This is a genomic window from Sphingopyxis sp. (assembly GCF_050725655.1).
Classification (GTDB): domain Bacteria; phylum Pseudomonadota; class Alphaproteobacteria; order Sphingomonadales; family Sphingomonadaceae; genus Sphingopyxis.
Map to the genome: position 1 here is coordinate 17,326 of NZ_JBOHHT010000074.1, position 16,529 is coordinate 33,854.

Sequence of the window (16,529 nt, forward strand, 5' to 3'; positions counted from 1 at the left end):
CCATGACCATGCGCCTATCCGCCGCCATCGCTGGCGCGCTCGCCATCGTCGCGATCCCCGCCTGCGCGTGGGAGGTGATCCGCCTGTCGTCGGACCCGGTGCCCGCGACCTCGAAGGAAGTACGCGAAACCGGGCCGTTCGGCACGATCGTGCGCAACGTCTCCGACGCGACGTTAACCCCTTATGTGGCGGAGAAACCCAACGGCACCGCGGTGATCGTCGCGCCGGGCGGCGCCTTTCACATGCTGTCGATCGAGAATGAGGGCGAGGCGGTCGCGAAGTGGCTGAACAGTCAGGGCGTCACCGCCTTCGTGCTCAAATATCGCCTGCTCGAAACCGGCGCCGATTTTCCCCTCCAGATGATGCGTTACCTTGGCAACCTCGCGTCCTTGCGCACCGCGGTCGAACCGCTGCGCCCGCTCGCGACCGCCGATGGCGAGAATGCGGTGAAGTGGGTGCGCAAGAACGCTGGTCGCTATGGCATCAAATCCGATCGCGTCGGGCTGATGGGGTTCTCGGCGGGCGGCGCGGTGACGGTGTGGACGCTGGCGGCGAACAAGCCCGCGAGCCGCCCCGACTTCGCGATCGCCATCTATCCGGGCCTGCTGCCCGACGCGATCGCAGTGCCGAAGAAGGCGCCGCCACTGTTCGTTGCGGCCGCGAAGGATGACAAGCTGGCCTATGACGACAGCGTCCGCCTTGCCGCAACGTGGAAGGGGGCTGGCGCGAGCAGTATGATCGTCACTTACGAGAGCGGAGGCCATGGTTTCGGCATGAAGAAGAGCGGCAAGGCGAGCGACGCGTGGACCGGCGCGATGTCCGAGTGGATGCGCGGGCAGGGACTGGTCGGCAAATGAGGGCCGCATCGCTCCTCCTGCTCGCCGGCGGATCGCTGCTCGCGGGCTGCACGGCAAACGAACCCGCACCGGCGCCCACGCCCGCTGCGCAAAAGGTCGGGAGCTGCGAAGCGCTGACGGGCATGGCGCTGAAGGATGGCAAGATCGACGCCGCCACCTCGCTCGCGGGCGGCGCGATGGTCAATCTCGAGGCGGGCAAGCCCGGCCTTCCTTCGCCCGCCGCCTTCTGCCGCGTGCAGGCGACGCTGTCGCCAACGGCGGGCTCTTCGATCAAGGTCGAGGTCTGGCTGCCCGAACGCACGGGGTGGAACGGCAAGCTGCTCGGCGCGGGCAACGGCGGCTTCGGCGCGAACATGCTGCTGCCGTCACTATTGATGCGCGGCGCGGTGCAAAAGGGCTATGCCGCGGTCGGCACCGATATGGGGCATTTCAGCGAAGCCGATGTCGATGCGAGCTGGGCGCTGAACGCGCCCGAGAAGGTCCGCGACTATGGCTGGCGCGCCAACCATGTCGGCGCCGAGACCGCCAAGCAGGTGATCGCGGCCTTTTATGAAGGCCCGCTCGCGGCGAGCTATTTTCACGGCTGTTCGGACGGCGGGCGGCAGGCGCTGACCCTCGCACAGCGTTACCCCGCCGATTATGACGCGATCATCGCGGGCGCACCCGCGATGCCGTGGACGCGGATGGCGAGTGCTTTTACCAGCAATGCGGTCGCGGCGGGCAAGCCCGGCGGCGACCTGTCGATGGTGAAGCTCAAGCTGCTTCAGTCGGCATCGCTCGGACAATGCGACGGCCTCGATGGGGTCAAGGATGGCGTGATCGACGATCCGCGCGCCTGCCGTTTCGATCCCGCAAAGCTTGCGTGCAAGGGCGGCGAGGGCGCCGATTGCCTGACGCCCGGCGAAGTCGCGACCGCGAAGCTCTTCTACGAAGGTCCGAAGAGCGCCGATGGCAAAAGCTTCTATCCCGGCTTCGCACCGGGCGCCGAGGCCGAGGCGGGAACCTGGTCGCAATGGCTGACCGGCAAGACGTCGCAGCATGTGAAGTTCGGCACCGCCTTCTTCCGCTATTTCGTGCATGCCAATCCCGACTGGCAGCTCTCCGATTTCGATCTCGAACGCGACTATGCGCTCGCGAAGCAACGCGTCGGCGGCGATCTTGACGCCGACCGCACCGACCTCGGTGCCTTCTACAAGCGCGGTGGCAAGCTGATCCTCTATCACGGCTGGAACGATGCCGGGATTCCGGCGCAGAACACCGTCGATTATTACGAGCGCCTGGTCGCGGCGAACCCGAAGGCTGCATCAACCTCGGTACGCCTGTTCATGGTGCCCGGCATGTCGCATTGCCTTGGCGGGCCGGGACCGAACAATTTCGATCCGCTGAGCGCGCTCGACGGCTGGCGGCAAGGCGGACCGGCGCCCGAACGGATCATTGCGACCAAATATGACAACGACCTGTTCGCCTATATCGGCCTCCCCGCCAAGGCCGGGCGGACGCGGCCGCTCTGTGCATTCCCCAAGGTCGCGAAATGGGACAGTAAGGGTTCGACCGACGATGCGGCGAGCTTTACATGCGAGGCACCCGGAAAATGACGAGCCATGTTCACGGAGCAACCGAACCGCCGCTGATCGATCATAGTATCGGCGACGCGCTCGCGCTTGCCGCCGCGCGCTGGGGGACAAGCGACGCGCTCGTTTCGGTCGGGCAGGGCATTCGCTGGAATTTTGCCGAACTGCTCGAACGCTCCGACGCTTTCGCCGCCGGACTGCTCGCGCTCGGCCTCAATCCCGGCGACCGTATCGGCATCTGGGCGCCCAACTGGGTCGAATGGACGCTGACCCAGTTCGCCGCGGCGCGCGCCGGGCTGATCCTCGTCACGATCAACCCCGCCTATCGGTTGTCCGAGGTCGAATATACGATCAACAAGGTCGGTCTGTCGGCGCTCGTCGTCGCGACCAGCTTCAAGGCCAGCGACTATCCGGGGATGATCGAGGAACTTGCGCCCGAGGTTGCCACGTGCACGCCCGGTCAGCTTCGCGCGGCGCGCCTGCCGACGCTGCGCTCGCTGATCCTGATCGGCGAGCAGGAACGCCCGGGCTGGCTGCGCTTCGACGACGCGGCTGCGCTCGCGGCCGATACCGACCGCCAGCGCCTCGCCGCCATCGGGCCGACGCTTGACCCGAACGACGCGATCAATATCCAGTTCACCAGCGGCACCACCGGCCTGCCCAAGGGCGCGACGCTCAGCCACCGCAACATCCTCAACAACGGTTATTTCGTCGGCCGCACGCAGGGGCTGGGTGAGGGCGACCGCATCTGCATCCCGGTGCCGCTCTATCATTGCTTCGGAATGGTGATGGGGAACCTTGCCAGCATCACCCACGGCGCCGCGATGATCTATCCGTCCGAAGGCTTCGATGTCGAGGCGGTGCTGCGCGCGGTCGAGGCCGAGCGCTGCACGTCGCTGTATGGCGTCCCGACGATGTTCATCGCGGTGCTCGCGCATCCCGACTTCGACAATTTCGATGTCTCCTCGCTGCGCACCGGCTGCATGGCGGGGGCGATCTGCCCCGAACCGTTGATGCGGCAGGTGGTCGAGCGGCTGAACATGCGCGACGTGACGATTGCTTACGGGATGACCGAAACCAGCCCGGTGAGTTTCCAGACCGCCCCCGACGATCCGTTCGAACGCCGCGTCGGTTCGATCGGCCGGGTGCAGCCGCACCTCGAATGCAAGATCGTCGATGTTGACGGCAACATCGTCCCCTCGGGCGAACCCGGCGAGCTCTGCACGCGCGGCTATTCGGTGATGATCGGTTATTGGGACGAGCCCGAACGCACCGCGGACTCGATCGATGCCGAGGGCTGGATGCACTCGGGCGACCTCGCGACGATCGACGCCGAGGGTTACGGCAATATCGTCGGCCGCCTCAAGGATATGGTGATCCGCGGCGGCGAGAATATCTACCCGCGCGAAGTCGAGGATTATCTCTATCGCCATCCTGCGGTCGAGGATGTCGCGGTAGTCGGCATCCCCGACGAGCGCATGGGCGAAGAGCTGTGCGCGTGGGTGCGGCTGAAGCCCGGCACGGACGTCGGCCCGGACGATATACGCGAGTTCTGCCGCGGCCAGATCGCCCACTATAAGGTCCCGCGCTACGTGCGTATCGTCGATGAATTCCCCACCACCGTGACGGGGAAGGTCCAGAAATATCTGATCAGAGAGGCGATGGTCGCCGATCTCGGAAAGGAAGAAATATCATGAAAACTGCCATGTTTGTTGCGGCGCTGATGGCCGCCGCCCCCGCTTTTGCCCAGGGCACCGCCGCGCCGGCGCCCGTCGCGCCCGCACCGGCCGCCGATGCTGCGCCTGCCAGCGACGCGAAGTATAATCTCGACACCCCGCTGCAGGACGTCGTCGCCGACGAAAAGGGCAAGGCGGTGATCGAAAAGCATTTCCCCGGCATGATCGCGCTGCCCGAGTACGAGATGTTCAAGGCGATCAGCCTGACGCAGCTTCAGCCCTATTCGAACGGCAAGATCACCGACGAGATGCTGGCCGCGACGGCCAAGGACCTGGCGGAGATCAAGTGATGACAAGCCGGACAGCCTATCTGGCGGCAACTCTGCTGTCTTCCACGGTGGCGCTGTCCGGCGCTCAGGCGCAGGAAATGATCTACAAGGACAAATCGGCGCCTCTCGAGGCGCGCGTCGTCGACCTGATGGGGCGGCTGACGCTCGACGAGAAAATCCTGCTGCTCGCGGGCGAAACCTCGATGACGCTGAACCCGATCGAACGGCTCGGCATCCCCTCGATCCGCATGACCGACGGGCCGACGGGCGTGCGCTCGCCCGAGGGTAAGCCGGCGACGGTGTTCCCCGTCGGCGTCGCGATGGCCGCGACGTGGAACCCCGAACTCACGGCACAGGTCGGTGCGGCGATCGGCAAGGAAACGCTCGCGCACGGTGCCGACGTGCTGCTCGCGCCGACGGTGAATATCGTGCGCACCCCGCGTTGGGGGCGCAATTTCGAAACCTATTCGGAAGACCCGTATCTCGCGGGCCAGATCGGGCTCGGCTATGTGAAGGGCGCGCAGGGCGCGGGTATCGGCGTGTCGCTCAAGCATTTCGCCGCGAATAACCAGGAAACCAACCGTTTCATCGTCGACTCTGTCGTCGATCAGCGGACGCTGCGCGAAATCTATCTCCCGGCGTTCGAGACGGTGATCAAACAGGGCGATCCCTGGTCGGTGATGGCATCGTACAACAAGATCAACGGCACGCATGCGGCCGAGAACCGCTGGCTGCTCACCGACCTGCTCAAGACCGAGTGGGGTTACAAAGGCTTCGCCGTGTCCGACTGGGGCGCCGTCCATTCGACCGCGACCACCGTCAATGCCGGCATGGATCTCGAGATGCCGGGGCCGCCGAACCATTTCGGGCCGAAGCTCAAGAAGGCGGTCGACGAAGGCAAGGTCACGACCGCGCAGCTCGACGACAACGCGCGCCGCATGGTGCGGCTGATCGTCCGCAGCGGCGCGATCGAACGCGGTGTCGCGCGCCCGGTCGCCGAAACCACCCCGCGCAATGCCGCGCTCGCGCAGAGCGCCGCCGAAGAGGCGATCGTCCTCCTCAAGAACAGCGGCGTCCTCCCGCTCCCGTCGTCGATCAAGTCGCTCGCGGTCATCGGCCCGAACGCCGACGTCGTGCGTATCCAGGGCGGCGGCAGCTCGGCGGTGGTGCCGTTCGAGACGAGCACGCCGCTTGCCGCGCTCAAGGCCGCACTGCCGAGGGTGAAGATCGATTACGCGCGCGGCGTCGACAATGAAGAGACGCCGCCGGGGGCAAATTCGAAGCTGTTCAGTCCCGGCCAGGATCGCAGCGTCACCGGCCTCGCGGCGACCTATTATGCCAATGCCGCCATGAACGGTGAACCGGTTAAGCGCGAAACCGCGACGAGCTTCCTCAAGCGGATCAGCGGTAATATCGCCGGACCGCAGGTTACCGGTTATGCGGCATTCCGCTGGGAAGGGCTGTTCTGGCCCGACAAGAGCGGCACCTATGAATTCAGCACCCGCGGCACCGGCAACGCAACGATCATGCTCGAGGGCAAGACCGTGCTGTCGAAGGCAAGCGCGTCGAAGCCCGACATTCGCGACGTGCTCGGCTTCCCCATCCCCCGCCGGACGGTGTCGGTCCAGCTCGAAGCCGGCCGCAGCTATCCGATCCGTCTCGATTATGTGAACGGCCAGACCCCGTATGAATATCTGAGTTTCGGTATCCGCGAGCCGCTGCCCTCGTTCGACGAAGCAGTCGCGGCGGCACGCGGCGCCGATGCCGTGGTGCTGTTCGTCGGCTCGTCATCGACGACCGAGGGCGAAGGCTATGACCGCACCTCGCTCGACCTGCCGGGCGACCAGAACAAGCTTGTCGAAGCGGTCATCGGAGCCAATCCGAAAACCGTCGTCGTGGTCAATGCGGGCGCGGCGATGACGATGCCCTGGTCCGACAAAGCGCCGGCGATCGTCGACATGTGGCTGCCGGGCGAGGGCGGCGCGGCGGCGCTCGCGAACGTCCTGACCGGCAAGGTCAATCCATCGGGCAAGCTGCCCGTCACCTTTCCGGTGCGGACCGAAGACGACGGCATCAACCTCAAGGGCGCCAAGACTCCCTATTCCGAAGGGCTGCTCGTCGGTTATCGCGGCTATGTCGCGAAGGGCGTCAAGCCGCTCTTCGCCTTCGGTCATGGCCTCAGCTATACCAGCTTCGCCTATTCGGCGCTGTCGGCGCCCGCGCGCGTCAAGGGCGGCGAAACGGTGTCCGCGAAACTCACGCTGCGCAACGACGGCAAGCGCGCCGGCAAGGAAGTGGTGCAAATCTATGTCGCGCCACTTGCCCCCGCGGCGGGTGATCCGCCGATCGCGCTGCGCGGTTTTGCCAAGGTCGATCTGGCGCCCGGCGCACGCCGGACGGTCAGCGTGACGCTCGATCCGCGCGCCTTTTCGCAATTCGACGCCGAACGCGGTCAGTGGCGCGTCGTCCCGGGCCGTTACCGGATCATGGCCGGGTCGTCCTCGGCCGATATCCGCCAGCAGCGCGAGATCGACGTGACGGCCGACTGAAAAGGGACTGCGTCAGGCGGCCGCGCCGACCAGCAGCAACGAGGCAAAGGCAAGCGCGAACGGCCGGGTTATGCGGAAATCTCCTTGATTGTCAGTCCTCGACGTACAGATATTGGGTCTGCTGGCCGTCGTTGATGCCTAGCGTGCGCTTGCCGCCCGCGGTGCCGACCAGCGTATCGACGCCGATATTGCCGGGGCCGACCGAGATGATCGAGACGCTGCCGTCGGCGTTCTTGCGGGTGGCGAGCGGACCCTCGACGAAGCCGGCCTTGATCCACTTCTGGCCGTTCTTCTCGCTGATCGTGATCTGGCCCACCGACGGGTCGCGGTAGTGGCCGGCGAGGCCCGCCAGCACCGCGGAGTCGCCCGGATAGGTCAGCCGCTCGCGCTTTGCGCCGGCCTGGGCCTTGATCCGCGAGGCGGCGGCGGTGATGTCGCGCATCACGCGCGACGCGACGGGCACGGTCACCCAGGTTGCCGCCACCCAGCAGAATATCGCGAGTTTCGAAACGAGCGGGCTCGACATGGAGGCATCCTATGTCGTCAACCTGTCGAACGTCAGCGCGGGCCCGCCGGGCAGCCTGCGCATCCGCGCGCTTGCGACCTATGTCGACAAGCTGGTGTTCGATACCGGGCTCAGCCGTGTCGAGACGGCGGGCGATGTCGGCGATTCGGTGCTGCGCGCAACGCCGAAATGGCGCGGGACGCTCAGTGCAACCTATGAGGATGCCAATGTCGGGTTCGACATCCGCGCGCGCTACATCGACGGGTGGTAATTTTGACCGGACGCGCACGACGCTGATCAACAACAGGATCGCCTCGCGGACCTATGTCGACCTCGGCGCGCGGTTCAAGATCGACGATCGCTTCATGCTGTTCGGCAACGTCAACAATGTGTTCGACCGCGATCCCCCGCTCATCACCGTAAACAGCACGTTGTACGACGTCGTCGGCCGGTACGTCACCGTCGGCGCGCGGGTCGATTTCTAGGTCGATCCCCTATTCGGGGCAGTTCGAAGCAAGGCGGCGCACGTCCCGGCCTTGCTTCGGCTGCCTCGAGGAGGGCGCAAGCAGAAGCGTTCGTTTCTGCGTCAGGGTCGGGCGGCGGTGACGATGATTTCCACGCGATAGTCGGGCGTTGCCAGGCGAACTTCGCCGGTCGCCCGCGTCGGCGCATTGGCGCCGCCAATCCATTCTTCCCAAATCAGGTTCATGGCGGCGAAATCGGCCATGTCGGCCAACCAGATCATTGCCGTGAGCAGGTGCGACCGGTCTGTGCCGGCCTCGGCGAGCAATTTATCGATCGATGCGAGAATGGCACGCGTTTGCGCGGTCGCATCCTCGCCCGGCGCACCAACCTGGCCGGCAAGATAAACGATGCCGCCATGGATCACTGCCTGGCTCATGCGCGGGCCCGAATGCAGGCGTTCGATGTTCATATGAATTTCCTTTGTTGGGGTCCGGTAAATTGAAATCATGGCCGCGGGCGCCGCCGGGAGGTGATTCCGCGCCGGTTCGCCGCAGGGCGGATGACAGGTCATGACCGGTTCGGCAATTTGATCGTGCGCACTGCGCCGTCGCGTCGCCGACAGGCGGCGCCTGTAAGGCGCTCCTGAAACCACCGAAATATGCTGATGGTGCCGGCTACAGGATTCGAACCCGTGGCCCCCTGATTACAAATCAGGTGCTCTACCAACTGAGCTAAGCCGGCACGGCTGATCGCCCCTTAGCATTTTTCGGTCGGATGGAAACATCCGACGTCGGGAAAATGCGGCGAGCAAGAAATTTTCAGATGATGCCAAAGCTCCAGCCTTCGGTTTGCGCGAGTGCGTCGGTGAGCGGCGACGGCGACCAAGGGGCGTCGTCGCCGGCGATCGCGCGCAGCCAGGCGGCGGTCAGCAGGGCATCGCTCGCATGGTCGCTGACCGGGCCCGTCAAGCGGCACGGCGGCGAACCCAGCGCGGCGAGCGCCGCGTCGAGCGCCGCGCCGTCGCGGATCTTGCTGCGCCCCGGGGGCAGCCCCGCTGCGCGCGCGGCCAGGCTGGTGTAGATTTCGGCCAGCATCGGCCCCGCCGCGGGCACCGGATCGCCGGGCCACAGCGGGATGCGGTGCGACAGCCGGTGGAGCAGACGCATGCCCGACAGGCTGGCCTTGCCGACCTGCGCCGCGCCGACCAGGTTGAAATTGCTGACGCTGGCCGCCTGCTTCGTCGTCCGCTGGTGATGCTCGACGACGCGCAGCCGCCCCGCGCCCGCTTCGAACAGGTCGCCCGCCTCGCCGCGGTAGCGGAAATGCCGCCGCGCTTCGGGATGCGCCAGGAAGCCGCCCGCTTCATAATGCGGATCGGCGCATGCGAGCCGTTCGACGAGCGCCCATAGCGCGCGCATGTCGGCCGGACTTTCCACCCAGCCGGGGAAATAGGCGCTATGGTCGGCAAAGGCGAAGGCGGCCGAAAAGTCGAAACCGATCAGCATACTCTCGCCCGCCGCCGCGACACCCTCCAGCCAATCGAGAATTTCGGTCCGCGACCAGATATGCCCCGGCCGCACCAGCGCCGGGGCGGCCGCGCCGCTGGCGACCGCCAGGGCGATCCCGCGCTGGCGCGGGCCGCGTGCGCCCGACCAGTCGAGCGCGGCAAAATGGGTGAAAGGACGCATCGCCGCGCCTTAGCGCATCCATGTCGTCTTGCACAAAGCCTCGCTCGGCCCCACATGCACGCCATGCTGATCGAAACCGAATCGACGCCCAATCCCGCGACGCTCAAATTCCTGCCTGGCCGGGCGGTGATGGAGGCGGGAACGCGCGACTTTGCCAGCCCCGAAGAGGCCGAGGCGTCGCCGCTCGCCAGCGCGCTTTTCTCGCTCGGCGATGTGACGGGGGTCTTTTTCGGCCGCGACTTCGTGTCGGTGACGATCGCGCCCGGCGCCGAATGGGCCGATGCGAAGCCCGATGTGCTCGGCATCGTGATGGACCATTTCCTCGCCGACGTGCCGCTGTTCAACGCCGCGGGCGCGGGCTTTTCGGTGCCGCCCGAGGATGAGGCCGGTTTTGCCGACGATCCCGCCGACGCGGACATCATCGAACAGATCAAGGAACTCATCGAAACCCGCGTCCGCCCCGCGGTCGCCAACGACGGCGGCGACATCATCTATCGCGGTTTCGACAAGGGCAATGTGTACCTCAAGATGCAGGGCGCGTGCGCGGGATGTCCGTCCTCGACCGCGACGCTCAAGAATGGCATCGAGTCCCTCTTGAAACATTATGTTCCCGAGGTAACGGCAGTCCACGCCGTCTGACCAATCATTTCAGGAGATGCCCCATGAGCGAGCCGCTTTCCGATAGCGCTCTCGACCAGCTGTTTCGTACCGCGCGCACCTATAACGGCTATCTCGACAGGCCCGTTTCGGAAACGCAGCTGCACGCGATCTGGGATCTGGTGAAGTTCGGCCCGACCAGCGCCAACAGCCTGCCGGCGCGGATCGTCTGGTGCGTGACCGACGAGGCGAAGCAGAAGCTCGCGGCGTTCGCGCTGCCCGCCAATGCCGAAAAGATTCTCGCGGCGCCGGTCACCGCGATCATCGCGAGCGACAATGAATTTTACGAAAATCTGCCCGAACTCTTTCCGCACGCCGATGCGCGCAGCTGGTTCGTCGGCAATGACGCGCTGGCCGAGACGACTGCGTTCCGCAATTCGACCCTCCAGGGCGGCTATTTCATCCTCGCCGCGCGCGCGCTCGGCCTCGATACGGGGCCGATGTCGGGGTTCAATAATGCCAGCGTCGACGAAGCCTTCTTCGCCGACCAGCCCAGCGTGAAGAGCAATTTCATCTCGACCCTCGGTTATGGCGATGCTGCAACGATCTTCGATCGCAGCCCGCGCCCCGATTTCGCCCGCTTCAACCGTATCGCCTGACCGGGCCACCAGCCTCCATGCGGTATCTGGTCATCGATTCGGCGAGCGAAGCCTGTTCGGTGGCGTTGCTGGAGGCCGGTGCGGTCGTCGACCATCGTCACGAGGTGATCGGCCGCGGCCATGCCGAACGACTAGTTCCGCTGATCGCCGAACTCGCGGGCGGCGGCCGCGCCGACGTCATCGTCGCTGGTTGCGGCCCGGGCAGTTTTGCCGGGGTCCGGATCGGCGTTGCGGCGGCGCGCGCGCTGGCGCTCGGCTGGCAGGTGCCCGCGCATGGCTTTTCGACGCTCGCGCTGGTTGCGGCCGGTGCCGCCGACGACATCGCGGCGGCTGGCGGCGCGCTGGTGGTGATGGAGGGCGGGCATGGCCAATGGTTTGTCCAGCCGTTCGCCGCCGACCTGTCGCCACGCGGAGACATTCGCTCGCTCCTGCCCGATGACGCCGTCCTGATCGGCGACGAACTGGTTGTCGGCAATCGGGCCGACCCGTTTGTCGCGCGCCGCGGCACGGGACGCGCACTGGCAGCGCTGCCCGACGCGCGCGCATTCCTGCGGCTGCCCCCCGCTTTGCTGATCGATCAACCCAGCCCGATTTACGGCCGCGCGCCCGATGCCAAGCCGATGGCGCCGGCATGACGGGCGCCATCCGCCTCGCCACTGCCCGCGTCGGCGATCTCGCCGCGGTGATGCGCGTGATGGATGCCGCGTTCGAACCCGCTTACGGCGAAGCGTGGAGCGGCGCGCAGCTTTTGACTTTGTTCGCGCTCCCCTCGGCACGTGTGTGCTTGGCGTGGGATGGCGATCACGCGTGCGGCTTCTCGGCGGCGCGCATCGCCGGGCCCGAAAGCGAATTATTGTTGCTCGCGGTCGACCCGCTGTTTCGCGGCCGCGGTATCGGCGCATTACTGATCGGCGACTGGCGGGCGTGGGCGGTCGAACAGGGTGCTGAAGACTATTTCCTTGAAATGCGAGCCGATAATGATGCGGTTCATCTCTATGAGAGCGCGGGTTTTGCAGAGTGCGGCCGGCGACCGGCCTATTACCGCGGTAATGACGGGGTGGTTCGCGACGCAATTACGATGCGCCGGTCGGTACGAGAGCAAAAGGCGGACTGATCGGTCATTGCGGAATTCCATCCAAAGTGGCAGTAATCCTGCTGGCGGAAGAACAAATCCAATATCCGCCATTCATGCTTCTGGGTAATGAAAATCAAGGAATAGTCTCATGTCCGACCAAGCCGATACCAACGAGATGCTCGTTACGCTTACCGCTGACATTGTCGCCGCACACGTCAGCAACAACAGTGTCGCCATTTCGGATCTCTCCATTTTGATAAATAATGTGCACGCCGCCTTGTCGGGTCTCGGAACCGAACCGGTCGTCGAAGAAAAGCTGGTGCCGGCGGTGTCGATCCGCACCTCGGTCAAGCCCGACTACATCACCTGCCTCGAGGACGGCAAGAAGCTGAAGATGCTGCGCCGCCACTTGATGACGCATTATGGCATGACCCCCGACGACTATCGCGCAAAGTGGGGCCTGCCCGCCGACTATCCGATGGTCGCGCCGAACTATGCCGAAAAGCGCCGCGCGCTGGCCAAGGAAATCGGCCTCGGCACCAAGGGCCGCGGTGGCGGGCGCAAGCCGAAGCCCAAGATCAAAGCCTGACGCTTTGAAATGATCGCCCGATCGGGCAGGGAAGGGCGGCGTCGTAGGGGTGCCGCCCTTGTCCTATCGGCGGGGCATGCCTATACAGTTTGTAACAAAGACAAACACGGCTGCATCTGCAGGAAAGGCAAGCATGTCCGGCAATATCGATCTCGAAGCATTGTGCCACGAAAAGGGACTCCGGATCACCGAGCAGCGCCGCATCATCGCGCGCGTCATTTCGGATTCGGAGGATCACCCCGACGTCGAGACGCTGTATGAACGCGCGTCAAAGGTCGACAGCGGCATTTCGATCGCCACCGTTTACCGCACCGTGCGCCTGTTCGAAGAGGCGGGCATTCTCGACCGCCACGATTTCGGTGACGGCCGCTCGCGTTACGAAGCCGCGCCCGAGGCGCATCACGATCATCTGATCGACGTCGAAACGGGCAAGGTGATCGAATTTGTCGATCCCGAACTCGAGGCGTTGCAGAAAGTCATCGCCGAACGGCTGGGCTTCCGCCTCGTCGACCATCGCATGGAGCTTTATGGTGTCGCCATCGATCGCAAGCGCGACTGATCGCGCCTCGATCACCTGGCGGACGGTCGCCCGTCTCGCCTTGATAGTGCTGACGCTCCTTTTCCTGATCGTCCCGCACCTTCTCTACCGCGCCGTCGGGCGCCCGTCGCCGATGGTGATGGCCTTCCTCAACGCCGCCGGCTGGATTGCGGGGCTGCGCGTCCGCACGACGGGCACGCGGCTGCGGCGCAATGTCCTGTTCGTGTCGAACCACGTCAGTTGGCTCGACATTCTCGCGCTCGGCGGCGCCGCGCGCTCGGCCTTCGTGTCGAAGGCCGAGGTCGGCACGACCCCGCTCGTCGGCTGGCTCGCCGACCAGAACCACACCGTCTATGTCCAGCGCGAGGCGCGGCGCGAGATCCACAATCAGGCGAACGACCTGCGCAACGCGCTCGCGCGCGGTCGCCCGGTGACGCTGTTTCCCGAAGGAACGACCGGGCCGGGTGACGGCCTGCTGCCCTTCCGCGCCTCGCTGTTCCAGGCGGTGATCCCGACGCCGCCGAACCTGCGCGTGCAGCCGGTGTTTCTCGATTATGGGCATGAGGCGAACGACATCGCCTGGCTCGATCCCGAATCGGGCCTGGATAATTTCAAACGGCTGCTCGCGCGCAAGCGCCCGGTCCATTTGACGATCCACTATCTCGATCCGTTGCCCGACATCGTCGAGACCGATCGCAAGATTTTGGCCGAGGCGGCGCGCGCGACGATTGCGGCGGAAATTGCACGGCCTTCCGCCAGCGCCGCGCATCGCCTATAGCGCGCCGATGAAATCCGACTCGTCCAAGAATTCCGGCAAAACATTCCACGTCAAATCCTTCGGCTGCCAGATGAACGTCTATGACGGCGAGCGCATGGCCGAGATGCTGGGTGCCGAGGGCTATGTCGCCGCCGCCGACGGCACCGACGCCGACCTCGTGGTGCTAAACACCTGTCACATCCGTGAGAAAGCGGCCGAAAAAGTCTATTCGGACATCGGCCGGCTGAAGCGCGCCGACGGCAGCCGGCCGACGATCGCGGTCGCGGGCTGCGTCGCGCAGGCCGAGGGCGCCGAAATCGCGCGCCGCGCGCCGACCGTCGACATCGTCGTCGGCCCGCAGGCGTATCACCGCCTGCCCGACCTGATCGCGCGCGCCGCGCGCGGCGAGAAAGCCGTCGACCTCGACATGCCGCTCGAAAGCAAGTTCGGCGCGCTGCCCAAACGCGCCGGAGGCCAGCGCCCGACCGCCTTCCTGACCGTGCAGGAAGGCTGCGACAAATTCTGCACTTATTGCGTCGTGCCCTATACCCGCGGCGCCGAGATCAGCCGGCCGTTCGTCGACTTGATCGCCGAGGCGCGCGCGCTCGTCGCGGGCGGGGTGCGCGAAATCACCTTGCTCGGCCAGAACGTCAACGCGTGGGACGGCGAGGACGACAAGGGCCGGGCGATCGGCCTCGACGGGCTGATCCGCGAACTCGCGTGCGAGGACGGGCTCGAACGCATCCGCTACACGACCAGCCACCCCAACGACATGACCGACGGGCTGATCGCCGCGCATGGCGAGATCGACAAGCTGATGCCCTTTCTCCACCTGCCGGTTCAGGCGGGCAGCGACCGCATCCTCGCCGCGATGAACCGCAGCCACAGCGTCGAGAGCTATCTGAAGGTCATCGAACGCGTGCGCGCCGTGCGCCCCGATATTGCGATCTCGGGCGATTTCATCGTCGGCTTCCCCGGCGAAAGCGACGCCGATTTCGAGGCCACACTCGATATTGTCCGCGCCACCAATTATGCGATGGCGTACAGCTTCAAATATTCGCGCCGCCCCGGCACCCCCGCCGCGACGATGGGCGGCCAGATCGACGAAGCCCTCCTCAACGAGCGTCTCCAGCGCCTCCAGGCGCTGCTCAACGAACAGCAGCAAGCGTTCAACGAGGCGACCGTCGGCCGCACGACGCGTCTCCTGCTCGAACGCAAGGGCAAGTTGGACGGCCAGCTCATCGGCAAGTCGCCCTGGCTCCAGTCGGTGCATGTCATCGCGCCGGGGCTCAAGATCGGCGATATGATCGATGTGCGCATCGTCTCGGCCGGGGCGAACAGCGTTGGCGCTGAAGCCTTGATCGAAGAGGTCGCCTAGCGCGACTGGCGGAAGCTGTCTCCGCGAAGACACACTCCGCCTCCTTCTGTCGCATCCCGAACCCGCAAGTGATGGACTCCCGTCTTGGCGGGAGTACAGTCATGTCGTCGATCGAAGGAGCCTTGCCCATATGTCCAAACGCCCGCTGACCGCCTCCACCCCCGCCGAACCCGGCGACCGCGTCCGACTGACCGCGGAATTTGAGCGAACGCAGCTTTTGGGCATTCTCTTCGGCGAGTTCGACCGCAATCTCGTCGCGATCGAAAACCGCCTGGGCGTCTATATCTCCGCCCGCGGCAACCGCGTGCAGATCGAGGGCGAGGCCGAATCCGCCGCCCGCGCCCGCGACGTACTCGTCGACATCTACAACCGCATCGAACAGGGGCAGGAGGTCGACAGCGGCATGGTCGACGGGGTGATCGCGCTGTCGGCACAGCCGACGCTCGAAGGCATCATCCGCCACGACGCCAGCGAAGCGCCGCCGATCATGATCCGCACGCGCAAAAAGACGATCGTCCCGCGCGCCCCGTCGCAGGTCCCCTATATGCAGGCGCTCGCTCGCGACGACATCATCTTCGCCCTGGGCCCGGCAGGCACGGGCAAGACCTATCTCGCGGTTGCCCAGGCGGTCGCGCAGTTGATCACCGGCAGCGTCCAGCGCCTGATCCTGTCGCGCCCCGCGGTCGAGGCGGGCGAAAAGCTCGGCTTCCTTCCCGGCGACATGAAGGAAAAGGTCGATCCCTATCTGCGCCCGCTCTACGACGCGCTCCACGACTGCCTGCCCGCCGAACAGGTCGAGCGCCGGATAGCGAGCGCCGAGATCGAGATCGCGCCGCTCGCCTTCATGCGCGGCCGCACGCTCGCCGATGCCTTCATCATCCTCGACGAAGCGCAGAACACGACGATCCCGCAGATGAAGATGTTCCTGACGCGCTTCGGTGCCAACAGCCGCATGGTTGTGTGCGGCGATCCGAAACAGGTCGATCTGCCCATCCCCGCAAGCTCGGGCCTCGCCGACGCGGTGAGCCGGCTCGAAGGGGTGGAAGGGATCAACGTCAGCTACTTCACCAGCGCCGACGTAGTTCGTCACCCGATCGTCGGGCGCATCGTCGATGCCTATGAGGGGCCGGGGGCTTAAGTTTTAAGATCCTCCCTGTGCCGAAGGCATGGGGAGGTGGCAGCGCGGAGCGCTGACGGAGGGGCAAGGACGCCACGTTGCCGCCCCTCCACCACTCGCTTTGCGCGCGGTCCCCCTCCCCATGCCTCCAGCACAAGGAGGACCATTTCCAAGCGAAC

The 16,529-nt window shown here is 65.5% G+C and carries 19 protein-coding genes and 1 tRNA gene; 16 read left to right on the top strand and 4 right to left on the bottom strand.

Translation table 11 applies throughout. From position 1 onward, the window contains the following. The first annotated feature begins 2 nt into the window (after nt 1–2). Genes ACREBX_RS10590 through ACREBX_RS10610 form a run of 5 tightly spaced genes read left to right on the top strand, consistent with a single transcriptional unit; the run spans nt 3 to nt 6,982 of the window. Nucleotides 3–857, top strand: a complete 855-nt coding sequence (locus tag ACREBX_RS10590) for an alpha/beta hydrolase (protein WP_431561709.1) — start codon at nt 3–5, stop codon at nt 855–857. Next, the gene (locus ACREBX_RS10595; protein ID WP_431561710.1) at nt 854–2,452 is read left to right on the top strand and encodes a tannase/feruloyl esterase family alpha/beta hydrolase; all 1,599 of its coding nucleotides are present in this window, start codon (nt 854–856) and stop codon (nt 2,450–2,452) included. Before ACREBX_RS10590 ends, ACREBX_RS10595 begins: the two co-directional genes overlap by 4 nt. Next, complete coding sequence (locus ACREBX_RS10600; protein WP_431561711.1) at nt 2,449–4,125, top strand: AMP-binding protein; 1,677 nt, start codon at nt 2,449–2,451, stop codon at nt 4,123–4,125. Before ACREBX_RS10595 ends, ACREBX_RS10600 begins: the two co-directional genes overlap by 4 nt. After that, nucleotides 4,122–4,454 (top strand): hypothetical protein, encoded by a 333-nt coding sequence (locus ACREBX_RS10605; RefSeq protein ID WP_431561712.1) that lies wholly within the window; start codon nt 4,122–4,124, stop codon nt 4,452–4,454. The genes ACREBX_RS10600 and ACREBX_RS10605 overlap by 4 nt, the downstream gene beginning before the upstream one ends. Then, nucleotides 4,454–6,982 (top strand): beta-glucosidase H, encoded by a 2,529-nt coding sequence (locus ACREBX_RS10610; protein WP_431561713.1) that lies wholly within the window; start codon nt 4,454–4,456, stop codon nt 6,980–6,982. The genes ACREBX_RS10605 and ACREBX_RS10610 overlap by 1 nt, the downstream gene beginning before the upstream one ends. A 91-nt stretch (nt 6,983–7,073) precedes the next feature. On the opposite strand, the gene ACREBX_RS10615 is transcribed toward ACREBX_RS10610, so the two are convergent. Next, nucleotides 7,074–7,451: a hypothetical protein gene (locus tag ACREBX_RS10615; protein ID WP_431561714.1), complete on the bottom strand. Its 378-nt coding sequence runs from the start codon at nt 7,449–7,451 to the stop codon at nt 7,074–7,076. Between ACREBX_RS10615 and ACREBX_RS10620 the strand changes: the two genes are divergently transcribed. Together ACREBX_RS10620 and ACREBX_RS10625 are read left to right on the top strand one after the other, a co-directional pair. After that, nucleotides 7,414–7,758, top strand: a complete 345-nt coding sequence (locus ACREBX_RS10620) for a hypothetical protein (protein ID WP_431561715.1) — start codon at nt 7,414–7,416, stop codon at nt 7,756–7,758. The genes ACREBX_RS10615 and ACREBX_RS10620 overlap by 38 nt on opposite strands. Next, entirely contained in the window at nt 7,715–7,972 is a 258-nt protein-coding gene (locus ACREBX_RS10625; RefSeq protein WP_431561716.1) for a hypothetical protein, read from the top strand. Before ACREBX_RS10620 ends, ACREBX_RS10625 begins: the two co-directional genes overlap by 44 nt. A gap of 101 nt (nt 7,973–8,073) precedes the next feature. On the opposite strand, the gene ACREBX_RS10630 is transcribed toward ACREBX_RS10625, so the two are convergent. The 3 genes from ACREBX_RS10630 to ACREBX_RS10640 form a co-directional block, all read right to left on the bottom strand. Continuing rightward, nucleotides 8,074–8,421, bottom strand: a complete 348-nt coding sequence (locus ACREBX_RS10630; protein ID WP_431561717.1) for a RidA family protein — start codon at nt 8,419–8,421, stop codon at nt 8,074–8,076. A 196-nt stretch (nt 8,422–8,617) separates the two neighbouring features. Next, nucleotides 8,618–8,693, bottom strand: a tRNA-Thr gene (locus tag ACREBX_RS10635). Nucleotides 8,694–8,770: 77 nt separating this feature from the next. After that, entirely contained in the window at nt 8,771–9,640 is an 870-nt protein-coding gene (locus ACREBX_RS10640; protein ID WP_431561718.1) for a hypothetical protein, read from the bottom strand. A gap of 63 nt (nt 9,641–9,703) precedes the next feature. On the opposite strand from ACREBX_RS10640, the gene ACREBX_RS10645 reads away from it, so the two are divergent. The 9 genes from ACREBX_RS10645 to ACREBX_RS10685 all read left to right on the top strand — a co-directional run bounded on the left by ACREBX_RS10645 (nt 9,704) and on the right by ACREBX_RS10685 (nt 16,371). Continuing rightward, nucleotides 9,704–10,279 (top strand): NifU family protein, encoded by a 576-nt coding sequence (locus tag ACREBX_RS10645; RefSeq protein ID WP_431561756.1) that lies wholly within the window; start codon nt 9,704–9,706, stop codon nt 10,277–10,279. Nucleotides 10,280–10,302: 23 nt separating this feature from the next. Then, entirely contained in the window at nt 10,303–10,896 is a 594-nt protein-coding gene (locus tag ACREBX_RS10650) for a malonic semialdehyde reductase (RefSeq protein ID WP_431561719.1), read from the top strand. Between the two features lie 17 nt (nt 10,897–10,913). Beyond that, complete coding sequence (gene tsaB / locus ACREBX_RS10655) at nt 10,914–11,531, top strand: tRNA (adenosine(37)-N6)-threonylcarbamoyltransferase complex dimerization subunit type 1 TsaB (protein WP_431561720.1); 618 nt, start codon at nt 10,914–10,916, stop codon at nt 11,529–11,531. Then, on the top strand, nt 11,528–12,010 hold the full coding sequence (locus tag ACREBX_RS10660; RefSeq protein ID WP_431561721.1) for a GNAT family N-acetyltransferase: 483 nt from the start codon (nt 11,528–11,530) through the stop codon (nt 12,008–12,010). Before tsaB ends, ACREBX_RS10660 begins: the two co-directional genes overlap by 4 nt. Nucleotides 12,011–12,119: 109 nt before the next feature. After that, complete coding sequence (locus ACREBX_RS10665; RefSeq protein ID WP_431561722.1) at nt 12,120–12,560, top strand: MucR family transcriptional regulator; 441 nt, start codon at nt 12,120–12,122, stop codon at nt 12,558–12,560. Between the two features lie 133 nt (nt 12,561–12,693). Next, nucleotides 12,694–13,119, top strand: coding sequence for a Fur family transcriptional regulator (locus tag ACREBX_RS10670; protein WP_056369183.1), 426 nt, complete (start codon nt 12,694–12,696; stop codon nt 13,117–13,119). Beyond that, nucleotides 13,088–13,876, top strand: coding sequence for a lysophospholipid acyltransferase family protein (locus tag ACREBX_RS10675; protein ID WP_431561723.1), 789 nt, complete (start codon nt 13,088–13,090; stop codon nt 13,874–13,876). The genes ACREBX_RS10670 and ACREBX_RS10675 overlap by 32 nt, the downstream gene beginning before the upstream one ends. A 7-nt stretch (nt 13,877–13,883) precedes the next feature. Then, nucleotides 13,884–15,233, top strand: coding sequence for a tRNA (N6-isopentenyl adenosine(37)-C2)-methylthiotransferase MiaB (gene miaB, locus ACREBX_RS10680; protein WP_431561724.1), 1,350 nt, complete (start codon nt 13,884–13,886; stop codon nt 15,231–15,233). Between the two features lie 130 nt (nt 15,234–15,363). Then, nucleotides 15,364–16,371 (top strand): PhoH family protein, encoded by a 1,008-nt coding sequence (locus ACREBX_RS10685; RefSeq protein ID WP_431561725.1) that lies wholly within the window; start codon nt 15,364–15,366, stop codon nt 16,369–16,371. Nucleotides 16,372–16,529: the final 158 nt, after the last annotated feature.